This is a genomic window from Leifsonia sp. Soil_N53, from assembly GCF_057655165.1.
Window position 1 is genome coordinate 1 of sequence record NZ_JBDGMM010000014.1, and the last position, 10329, is coordinate 10329.

General features: G+C 73.4%; 8 protein-coding genes and 1 pseudogene. 5 read left to right on the forward strand and 4 right to left on the reverse strand.

What is annotated here, in order from left to right:
- Positions 1-286: pseudogene (locus tag AC3A3H_RS00465) on the forward strand (hypothetical protein); the annotation flags it as partial.
- 108 nt (positions 287-394) lie between these two features.
- Here AC3A3H_RS00465 and AC3A3H_RS00470 read toward each other — a convergent pair.
- The 3 genes from AC3A3H_RS00470 to AC3A3H_RS00480 are packed head-to-tail and all read right to left on the reverse strand — an operon-like array spanning position 395 to position 2491.
- Positions 395-991 (reverse strand): TetR/AcrR family transcriptional regulator, encoded by a 597-nt coding sequence (locus AC3A3H_RS00470; protein WP_487612566.1) that lies wholly within the window; start codon positions 989-991, stop codon positions 395-397.
- 8 nt (positions 992-999) lie between these two features.
- Positions 1000-1854: an alpha/beta fold hydrolase gene (locus tag AC3A3H_RS00475; protein WP_487612567.1), complete on the reverse strand. Its 855-nt coding sequence runs from the start codon at positions 1852-1854 to the stop codon at positions 1000-1002.
- Positions 1855-1909: 55 nt separating this feature from the next.
- The gene (locus AC3A3H_RS00480) at positions 1910-2491 is read right to left on the reverse strand and encodes an NUDIX hydrolase family protein (RefSeq protein WP_487612568.1); all 582 of its coding nucleotides are present in this window, start codon (positions 2489-2491) and stop codon (positions 1910-1912) included.
- A 110-nt stretch (positions 2492-2601) separates the two neighbouring features.
- On the opposite strand from AC3A3H_RS00480, the gene AC3A3H_RS00485 reads away from it, so the two are divergent.
- Genes AC3A3H_RS00485 through AC3A3H_RS00495 form a run of 3 tightly spaced genes read left to right on the forward strand, consistent with a single transcriptional unit; the run spans position 2602 to position 8785 of the window.
- Complete coding sequence (locus AC3A3H_RS00485) at positions 2602-3252, forward strand: alpha/beta hydrolase (RefSeq protein ID WP_487612569.1); 651 nt, start codon at positions 2602-2604, stop codon at positions 3250-3252.
- A gap of 50 nt (positions 3253-3302) precedes the next feature.
- On the forward strand, positions 3303-7970 hold the full coding sequence (locus AC3A3H_RS00490; protein ID WP_487612570.1) for an ATP-dependent helicase: 4668 nt from the start codon (positions 3303-3305) through the stop codon (positions 7968-7970).
- A gap of 38 nt (positions 7971-8008) precedes the next feature.
- Positions 8009-8785: a DNA-formamidopyrimidine glycosylase family protein gene (locus AC3A3H_RS00495; RefSeq protein ID WP_487612571.1), complete on the forward strand. Its 777-nt coding sequence runs from the start codon at positions 8009-8011 to the stop codon at positions 8783-8785.
- Between the two features lie 79 nt (positions 8786-8864).
- Here the strand turns inward: AC3A3H_RS00495 and AC3A3H_RS00500 are convergent, their stop codons facing one another.
- Positions 8865-9455 (reverse strand): NADPH-dependent FMN reductase, encoded by a 591-nt coding sequence (locus tag AC3A3H_RS00500; RefSeq protein WP_487612572.1) that lies wholly within the window; start codon positions 9453-9455, stop codon positions 8865-8867.
- Between the two features lie 113 nt (positions 9456-9568).
- On the opposite strand from AC3A3H_RS00500, the gene AC3A3H_RS00505 reads away from it, so the two are divergent.
- Positions 9569-10069: a MarR family winged helix-turn-helix transcriptional regulator gene (locus tag AC3A3H_RS00505; RefSeq protein WP_487612573.1), complete on the forward strand. Its 501-nt coding sequence runs from the start codon at positions 9569-9571 to the stop codon at positions 10067-10069.
- Positions 10070-10329: the final 260 nt, after the last annotated feature.

Below are 10329 nucleotides of genomic sequence, written 5' to 3' on the forward strand. Positions count from 1 at the left end.
CGGCAACGCCGGCGGTCGCGACGCCGGAGGCCGGAACACAACAGGCAGCACGGCCGGAGGTCGTAACGGAGGCGGCCGCAACGGCGGCGGCCAGAACACCGCGGGCAGCACCGCCGGCGGTCGCGACGGCGGTGGCCAGAAGGGCGCGGGCGCCTCGCAGGCGACCGGCGCCTCGCACAGCGGCGGCTCGTCGCGCGGGAACGCCCCGCGTCAGGGCATGCGCGTCGGCGACCTGGTGAACGCGGGCACCACCCGCGGCCGCGGCACCCGCCGCGCCCGCGGCTGACCCGCACCACCCACTCCACACACAACGGAGGAGATCCGGCGAATTCGTCGCCGGATCTCCTCCGTTGAGTGCTTTTCGGGGTCTCGCCGGCCGGATCTCCTCCGTTGGCTACGTCGTCGCGCGGGTCGCGAGCGACGCGATGCCGGTCTCGATCCCGTCGATGAGCAGGCGGAAGCTGCGGTCGAGGTCGTCGGGGAGGCCGAAGCCGCCGCCGAGTTCGAGCGTGATGAAGCCATGGAGGGCGCTGCGCAGCATCCGGATGGCGTCGACCGTCGCATCCTCGGGCAGCCCGAACCCCCTCAGCGCGGCGGTCAGAACGGCGATGGTCTCGCCCGCACGCGCGATCAGCTCGGCGTCACCGTCGGAGCCGAGGTCCGGCGCGACCTGCGTCGCGGCGTACCGGCCGGGATGGTGGTGCGCGTAGGCGCGGACGGCGTCCGCGGCCGAGTGGATCGCCTCCGACCCGGAGCGGCCGATGGTCGCCTGCGCGAGCACGGCGGTCAGCTCGGCGACGCACTCGGTCGCGACCGCGCGACGCAGGTCGTCGAGGGAGGTCACGTGCTTGTAGAGGCTCGGCACCGCCACTCCGGCACGGGAGGCCACGGCCGCGAGGGTCAGCCGGTCGAGGCCGTTCACCCCGCCGGCGTCCACGAGCTCCAGAGCCACCGCGACGACGGCCGCGCGCGTCAGCCCCGCCCTAGGCACGGGCGCCCTCACTCATGCGCCGCACCCCACCCGCTCGCCCGCCGCTCCGCGAGGAACCGCAGGGTCGCCGGGACGATCACGTCCGGCCGCTGGGCCTGCGGGTAGTGGCCGGACTCCGGCACGCGGACGACCTCCGCGCCCTGGGACTCGATCCAGTCGGCTTCGACGGCCGGGTCACGGTAGTCGGGGTCGAGGGCGCCCACGAAGGCCAGCATCGGGGCCTTCACCTCGGGCAGCCGCGGCTCGACGACCGAGTGGGTGAGCTGCAGGGTCAGGTGGCGGAAGGAGCGGAGCCGGCCCGGCTCGCTCATGTTGCGCTTCAGGTCGGCCGCGTGCTCCTTGAGCCACGGAGCGGTGCGGCCCTTGTTGATCGAGCGGTAGTAGGCCGACCAGAGCGCCGGGCCCCACGGGCCGGTGAAGAGGACCCGGTACATGCCGTGGATCGACGCGACCGCGAAGCGGCTCATCGCGGGGTCGCGCAGCAGCGGGCCGTAGAGCACGAGCCCGGCGATCGCGTCGGGGCGCTCGGCCGCGGCCCACGCCGCGGCGGCGGCGCCCATCGAGTTGCCGAGCACGACGGCGTCGCCGCCCAGCTCGTCGATCAGCGCGATCAGGTCGCGGGCGGTCGCGATGTCGCCGAACTCGCGGAAGGTCGTGTCCGAGTCGCCGTGGGCGCGCAGGTCGGTGACCGCGACGCGGTAGCCGGCCTCCAGCAGCGGGCCGGTCAGCTCGCGGTAGATGGAGCGCAGGTCGCCCATCCCGGGGACGGCGACGACGAGCGGGCCGGAGCCCTCGACGGTGTAGCTGATGCGTCCCTCGGGGCGCTGCAGGAACCGGACCTGCGAAGCGATGGAAGTGTTCATAGCCCTAAAGCTAATACCATTAGCCAACGAACGCAAGAACTTTTCTGCGAACGCGTCAGATCAGCTTCCCCACGGAGGCCATGGCCGCCTTGACCAGCGCACCGCGGCCGCCCTCCAGTTCTTCGCAGACCGTGTGGGAGACCGCCTCCCCCGGCGTCATCCAGGTGATCTCGAGGGCGTCCTGGCGCGGCTCGCACGTGCCGCTGACCGGCACGACGTACGCGAGCGAGACCGCGTGCTGCCGCTCGTCGGTGAACGCGGACACCCCGGGCAGCGGGAAGTACTCCGCGACCTGGAACGGCACCGGGCTGGCCGGCAGCAGCGGGAACGCCATCGGCCCGAGATCCTTCTCGAGGTGCCGGAACAGCGCCTCGCGCAGGGTCTCGCCGTACATGACGCGGCCGGAGACGAGGGTGCGGGTGATCTCGCCGACGGCGTTCGCCCGCAGCAGCACACCGACCTCGGTGACCTGGCCGAGGCCGTCCACGCGCACCGGCACGGCCTCCACATACAGCAGCGGCAGTCGCCGGCGGATCTGCTCCAGCTCGATGTCGCTCAGCCAGGCTGGGCCGGGCTGGACGCCCTCGCCGTCGAGCGGGTCGGGGGTCGGGTCCGGGTCGGGGGTGCGCACGCTCATGCACTGATCCTACGGATGCCCGGCGCAGGCGCCACCGCACAGACCGATCTGTGGACTGCGCCGCGATCTGGGGGGATGTGGAGGACAACATGTCGTGAGCAGAATGGAGCATGCCCTTCCCCGCTCCCGAGCTGCACCTCGACCACGAGGCCGTGCTCTGGTCCGCCGGCGAGGCCGACCGCGTCGGCCGGCCGCGCCTGATCCTGCTGCACGGCTACGCCTCCGACGAGGCCGACCTGTTCGGGATCTCGGCGTATCTGCCGTTGGAGCCGGTGATCGCCTCGCTGCGGGCGCCGATCCCGGAGGGTCCCGGCTTCGCGTGGTTCTCGCGCTTCACGAACATCTCGGTCGACCCGCTCGCCCAGAACGCCGACGCCGCCGCCCGCGCGGTGCTCGACTGGCTGGACGAGCAGCCGGACGTCCCGACCGGCCTCCTCGGCTTCTCGCAGGGCGGCGCGCTCGCGATCCAGCTCATGCGCCTGGCGCCGGAGCGCTTCGACTTCGCCGTCATGCTGTCCGCGTTCGTGGTGCAGGGCACGGAGGACGGCGATGCCGCACTCGCCGAGCGCAAGCCGCCGGTGTTCTGGGGCCGCGGCACGCACGACGACACCATCCCCACCGCCGGCGTCACGCGCGCCGCCGAGTGGCTGGAGGCGCACACGACGCTCGACGCGCGCATCTACGAGAGCCTCGGGCACGGGATCTCGCCGCTCGAGCTCGGCGACATCTCCTCCTTCATCCGGACGCACCTGCCGCGCTGACCGACGGCTCCCCTTGGCCGCTGTCGGTGGGCGGGAGCAGGATGGAGGCGATGAGCGACGTGCTCGACCGGTTCTCCCCCGCGACCCGTGAATGGTTCCGCGGGGCCTTCGCCGCGCCCACCGAAGCGCAGACCGGGGCCTGGGACGCCATCTCGAAGGGCAGGCACGCCCTGGTCATCGCACCGACCGGCTCGGGCAAGACGCTGGCGTCGTTCCTCTGGGCGATCGACCGGCTCGCGAGCGAGGAGCGGCCGCCCGACGCCCGTCCCGGCACGCGCGTCCTCTACATCTCGCCGCTGAAGGCGCTCGGCGTCGATGTGGAGCGCAACCTGCGCGCGCCGCTCGTCGGGGTCACGCAGACCGCACGGCGACTCGGCGCTGAGCCTCCGCACGTCTCGGTGGGCGTGCGCTCCGGCGACACCTCGTCGGCCGATCGCCGCGCGCTCGTCTCGTCGCCGCCCGACATCCTGATCACCACGCCGGAGTCGCTCTTCCTGATGCTCACCTCGCAGGCGCGCGAGACGCTCGCGACCGTGGAGACCGTGATCGTGGACGAGGTGCACGCCGTCGCGGCGACCAAGCGCGGCGCCCACCTCGCACTCTCGCTGGAGCGGCTGGACGCCCTGCTCGAGAAGCCCGCCCAGCGCATCGGGCTGTCGGCGACCGTCCGCCCCCCGGAGGAGGTGGCGCGGTTCCTCGGCGGCGGCTCGCCGGTGGAGATCGTCGCGCCTCCCGCGGGCAAGCGGTTCGACCTCCGCGTGGTCGTGCCGGTGGAGGACATGAGCGAGCTCGGCACCTCGACGTACGCGAGCGACAACGACGACGGCTCCGCGCCGCAGGCCGGTTCGATCTGGCCGCACGTCGAGGAGGCCATCGTCGAACGCGTGCTGGAGCACCGCTCCTCGATCGTGTTCGCGAACTCCCGGCGGCTCGCCGAGCGCCTCACCGCCCGGCTCAACGAGCTGTACGAGGAGCGACTGCTCGGCGGCGAGGCCGGCGCCGCGGCCTCCCGGCCGCCCGCCGAGCTGATGGGCGGCTCCGGGCAGACGAAGGGTTCGGCCGCCGTGGCCGATCCCGAGTCGCTCGTGCTCGCCCGCGCGCACCACGGCTCGGTCAGCAAGGAGCAGCGCGCCCTCATCGAGGACGACCTCAAGTCCGGGCGGCTGCGCTGCGTCGTCGCGACCTCCAGCCTGGAGCTCGGCATCGACATGGGCGCCGTGGACCTCGTCGTGCAGGTGGAGGCGCCGCCGTCGGTCGCGAGCGGGCTGCAGCGCGTCGGCCGCGCCGGCCACCAGGTCGGCGAGGTGTCGCGCGGAGTCGTTTTCCCCAAGCACCGCGCCGACCTCATCCACTCGGCGGTCGCCACCGAGCGGATGGTCGCCGGCCTGATCGAGACGATGCGGATCCCGACGAATCCGCTCGACATCCTCGCGCAGCAGACTGTCGCGGCGACGGCGCTGGAGCCGCTCGACGCCGACGACTGGTTCGACACCGTGCGCCGCAGCGCTCCGTTCGCGACGCTGCCGCGCAGCGCCTACGACGCGACGCTCGACCTCCTCGCCGGCCGCTACCCGTCGGACGAGTTCGCCGAGCTGCGCCCCCGCATCGTCTGGGACCGCGACGCCGGCACGCTCACCGGCCGTCCCGGTGCGCAGCGGCTCGCGGTGACGAGCGGCGGCACCATCCCCGACCGCGGGATGTTCGCGGTCTACATGGTCGGCGAGCGTGCGAGCCGGGTGGGCGAGCTGGACGAGGAGATGGTCTACGAGTCGCGCGTCGGCGACGTCTTCGCGCTCGGCTCGACGAGCTGGCGCATCCAGGAGATCACGCACGACCGGGTGCTCGTCTCACCCGCGTTCGGCGAGCCGGGGAGGCTGCCCTTCTGGAAGGGCGACGGCATCGGCCGGCCCGCGGAGCTCGGCGCCGCGGTCGGGGCGTTCGTGCGCGAGCTGAGCGCGGCCTCCCCCGCCGACGCCGAGCTGCGCTGCGTGGAGGCCGGGCTCGACGCGTTCGCGACCGCCAACCTCCTCGCCTTCCTGCGCGAGCAGAAGGAGGCCACCGGGCACGTACCGACCGACCGCACGCTCGTGGTCGAGCGGTTCCGCGACGAGCTGGGCGACTGGCGCGTCGTGCTGCATTCCCCGTACGGCATGCAGGTGCACTCGCCGTGGGCGCTGGCCGTGCAGGCCCGCGTGCGGGAGCGCTACGGGATCGACGCCGGGGCGATGGCCGCCGACGACGGCATCATCGTGCGTATTCCCGACACGGAATCCACGCCGCCCGGAGGCGAGCTCTTCGTCTTCGAGCCGGCCGAGCTGGACGAGCTGGTGACGCTGGAGGTCGGCGGGTCCGCACTGTTCGCCTCCCGCTTCCGCGAGTGCGCGGCGCGCGCACTGCTGCTGCCGAAGTACAACCCGGGCAAGCGGTCGCCGCTGTGGCAGCAGCGGCAGAAGGCGTCCCAGCTGCTCGACGTCGCGCGCAAGTACCCGAGCTTCCCGATCATCCTGGAGACGGTGCGCGAGTGCCTGCAGGACGTCTACGACCTCCCCGCGCTCGACGAGGTGGCGCAGAGCATCGCCCAGCGCCGGATCACCCTGGTGGAGGCCGCGACCGAGACGGCCTCCCCGTTCGCGCGCTCGCTGCTGTTCGGGTACGTGGCGGCGTTCATGTACGAGGGCGACAGCCCGCTCGCGGAGCGGCGCGCGGCGGCACTGTCGCTGGACGCGGGACTCCTGGCCGAGCTGCTGGGCCGCGCGGAGCTGCGCGAGCTGCTCGACCCGTCGGTGATCGAGCGTGTGGAGCTGCAGTTGCAGCGGCTCGATCCCGAGCGCCGCGTGCGCGGGGACGAGGGGGTGGCCGACCTGCTGCGGCTGCTCGGGCCGTTGACGGTGGCGCAGGTCGCGGAGCGGTTGCTGGGCGAGGTCGTGGAGGAGGACTCGGCCGAGGAGGAGGCCGCCACCCCTCCGCACGCGACCCCCGCCACCGCACTCGCGCACCTCACCGCGCTGGTCGACGCCAAGCGCGCCCTCCCGGTCACCATCGCCGGCGAGCAGCGCTTCGCGGCGATCGAGGACGCCAGCAGGCTGCGCGACGCCCTCGGCGTCCCGTTGCCGATCGGCGTGCCGGTCGCCTTCATCGAGCCCGTCGACGATCCGCTCGGCGACCTGGTCAGCCGGTTCGCGCGCACGCACGGGCCGTTCGAGGTGGCGGAGGTGGCGTCCCGGTTCGGCCTCGGGCCGGCGATCGTGCACGACGCGCTTCGCCGGCTCTCCCGCGACGGCCGCGTGGTGGAGGGCGAGTTCCGCCCGCACGCGACCGGCTCCGAGTGGTGCGACGCCGAGGTCCTGCGGCGGCTGCGGCGGATGTCGCTCGCCGCGCTCCGCCAGGAGGTCGAGCCCGTCGAGACCGTGACGTTCGCGCGGTTCCTCGGCGACTGGCAGCACGTCGGCTCCACGCTGCGCGGCGTGGACGCCGTCGCGTCGGTCATCGAGCAGCTCGCCGGGGCCCGCATCCCGGCCTCCGCGTGGGAGTCGCTGGTGCTGCCGAGCCGCGTGTCGGACTACAGCCCGGCCATGCTCGACGAGCTCACCGCCACCGGCGAGGTGATCTGGGCGGGCGACGGCTCGCTGCCGGGCAACGACGGCTGGATCAGCCTCAACCTCGCCGACTCGGCCCCGCTCACGCTCGCCCCGCCCGTCGAGCACGATCCCGACGAGCTGCAGCGCGGCGTCCTGGCGGCGCTCGCGCGCGGCGGCGGCTACTTCTTCCGCCAGCTCTCCGACACCCTCGGCGCCGAGCGCGGCGAGGCGATCGAGGACGCCGTGCTGGTCACCGCGCTGTGGGACCTGGTCTGGGCCGGGCTGGTCACCAACGACACGCTCGCACCGCTGCGCACGCTGACCGGAGGCGGCGGCGGCGCGCACAAGCGGCCCCGGCAGCCGACCCGCTCCCGGATGTACCGCGGCCGCGTCGGCGCCCCGCGGACCTCCGCGATGGTCACCCGGATGGGACCGCCGACGGTCGCCGGCCGCTGGTCGCTCCTGCCGGAGCGCGACCTCGACTCGACGGTCCGCGCGCACGGTCAGGCCGAGACGCTGCTCGACCGCTACGGGGTCGTCACGCGCGGGTCGGTGATGAACGAGGGGACGCCGGGCGGCTTCGCCCTCGCCTACAAGGTGCTCAGCGGCTTCGAGGACAGCGGCCGGGCGCGCCGCGGCTACTTCGTGGAGACCCTCGGCGCCGCGCAGTTCGCGAGCGGCCCGACCGTGGACCGGCTGCGCACCTTCGCCCGCGACCACACCCAGCCGCGGCCGTTCGACGCGGTCGCGCTGGCGGCGACGGACCCGGCGAACGCGTACGGCGCCGCGCTGCCCTGGCCGGCCGTCCCCGCCGCGACCGGAGGGGTGGAGGGCGGCACCGGCCACCGCCCCGGCCGCAAGGCGGGCGCGCTGGTCGCCCTGGTGGACGGCGAGCTCACCCTCTACGTGGAGCGCGGCGGCAAGAGCCTGCTCTGCTTCGCGGACCAGGAGGACGAGGCCGTACGCCCCGCGCTCGTCGCGGCCGCCCGAGCGCTGGCCGGCCTGGTGACCTCCCGGCGCGTGGACAAGCTCGCCATCGAGACGGTCAACGGCGCCAACGTGCTGGGCAGCCCGCTCGGTGCGGCCCTCACCGAGGCCGGGTTCCTCCCGACGCCGCGCGGCCTCCGGCTGCGAGGGTGACCGGATGCCGCGGAGCGACGGCGTGAGGGCGACTCCCGATGCCCGAGGGTGACACCGTCTACCAGACCGCTGCGCGTCTGCGCCGCGCGCTGGTGGGGCGGCTGTTGACCGAGACGGACTTCCGGGTGCCGGCGTACGCGACCGTCGACCTCAGCGGGCGGCACGTGGACGAAGTGATCAGCCGCGGCAAGCACCTGCTGATCCGGGTGGGCGACCAGACCATCCACAGCCACCTCAAGATGGAGGGGTCGTGGGAGGTCTATCCGCCGGGCGGCCGGTGGCGGCATCCCGGCTTCCAGGCGCGCGTCGTACTGCAGACGGCGGAGACGCAGGCGGTCGGCTTCCAGCTCGGGATCCTGGAGGTGGTGCCGCGGGCACGCGAGGACGAGGTCGTCGGCCACCTCGGCCCGGACCTGCTCGGCCCGGACTGGGATGCCGCGGAGGCCGTCCGCCGGCTCGCCGGACATCCGGACACGCCGATCGCGGTCGCGCTGCTCGACCAGCGGAACCTGGCGGGCATCGGCAACGTCTACGCCAACGAGCTCTGCTTCGTGCGCGGGATGCTGCCGACCCGGCCGGTGCGGGAGGCCGACCTCCCCGCGACCGTGGACCTGGCGCGCCGCATGCTGGTCGCCAACCGCGACCGGCCGGTGCGGGTGACGACGGGCGACACCCGCCGCGGCCGCAACACCTGGGTGTACGGCCGCGACGGGCGCCCCTGCCTGCGCTGCGGCACCCTCATCCGCCGCTCGCAGCTCGGGCGCACCGAGCTGGAGGAGCGCGTCACCTACTTCTGCCCCGTCTGCCAGACCTGAGCACCACGAGGGGCACGTCGTTGTCACTTTCCGGGCTCGGAAGTGACAACGACGTGCCCCTCGATGGTGTGGGGTGGGGTTAGGCGGCGGCCTCTTCGAGGTCGGCGTCGGAGGACGCGTCGCGGACGGTCGCGAGCGCGGTCGACCACGACTCGAGCTGGTCGAAGAGCGGCGTCAGGCCGGCCTCCGCCGCAGCCGTCGGCTTGAGCGACCAGTTCTCGAAGTCGTGCTGCAGGCTCAGGCCGACGAAGGCGCTGACCGTCGCGACCTGGAGCTGCGAGAGCACGAGGCGGAGGTGCTCGACCGCGCGGGCGCCGCCGAAGACGCCGTAGCTGACGAAGCCGGCCGCCTTGTTGTACCACTCGGCCCCGACGAAGTCGATCGCGTTCTTGAGCGCGCCGGAGGTGCTGTGGTTGTACTCGGGGGTGACGAAGAGATAGCCGTCGAACTCGGCGATCTTGGCCGCCCAGGCCTTGGTGTGGTCGTTGGCGTACTGCCCCATCGCGGCGGGCATCGGCTCGTCGAGGTGCGGGAGGTTCCACTCGGCGAGGTCGACGAGCTCGTACTCAACGCCGTCGCGCTTCGCGGCGTGCTCGAGCACCCAGCGGGCGACGGACTCCCCGTTGCGGCCGGGGCGCGTGCTGCCGATGATGATGGCGATCCTGGTCATGTCAGCCTTTCGTGGTAGATGACGTGTCATCATTCGCGAACCGCTGGCGGGGCGCGGGTATTCCCGGCCCGGTCTCGCCGCCGTTTCGGTCGGGGAGCGTGCAAGGATGGCGTATGCCGATCGCGCGCACCCGACCCGATCCGCGCAAGCTCAGCGCTGCCGAGGAAGAGCTCTTCCACGCGTTCTACCTGATGAGGCGCGGATTCGATCGCGCGCTCGACGCCCAGCTGCAGCACGACGACGGCATCTCCATCTCCGAGCTCGAGGTGCTCATGGCCCTGGTGCGCTCGCCGGGACGACGGCTGCGGGTGCGCGACCTGGCCGAGCTGACCGGCTGGGAGAAGAGCCGCGTGTCGCACCAGGTGACCCGCATGGAGGCGCGCGGCCTGGTGGAGCGCGAGGACTGCGCGGAGGACCGCCGCGCGAGCTGGATCCGGCTGAGCGGCGACGGGCGCCGCGTCCTGGTGCGTGCGCTGCCGAAGCACACGGCGACGATCCGGCGCATCCTGTTCGACGCGATCACGCCGGAGCAGCAGGACGAGCTGCTCGCCATCGCGAACCGGATGACCGACGCCATGGCGGCCGGCGACGACGGCGCCGCGCCGGATGCGTGAGGGTTCTCGCAGCCCGGCGCACCGCGTTGCCGTGAGCATGCTGAGAACTGATCGCTGATCTGCTGGCCATTCCGCGGGAACACCGCGGAAACCAGGTCGTTCGCAGGCCGCAACCCCTAGCGTTCTGGTGTGCGACGCCCGAACTATCCCTCAGGTGAGTCCGGCGCCGGCCGGGGCGACCGCCCCGAGCCGCCGACCGAGATCTTCGGACGCGTGCCCGCAGCCGACCCGCGCCGGCCGGTGCGGGCGACGCGGCCGGC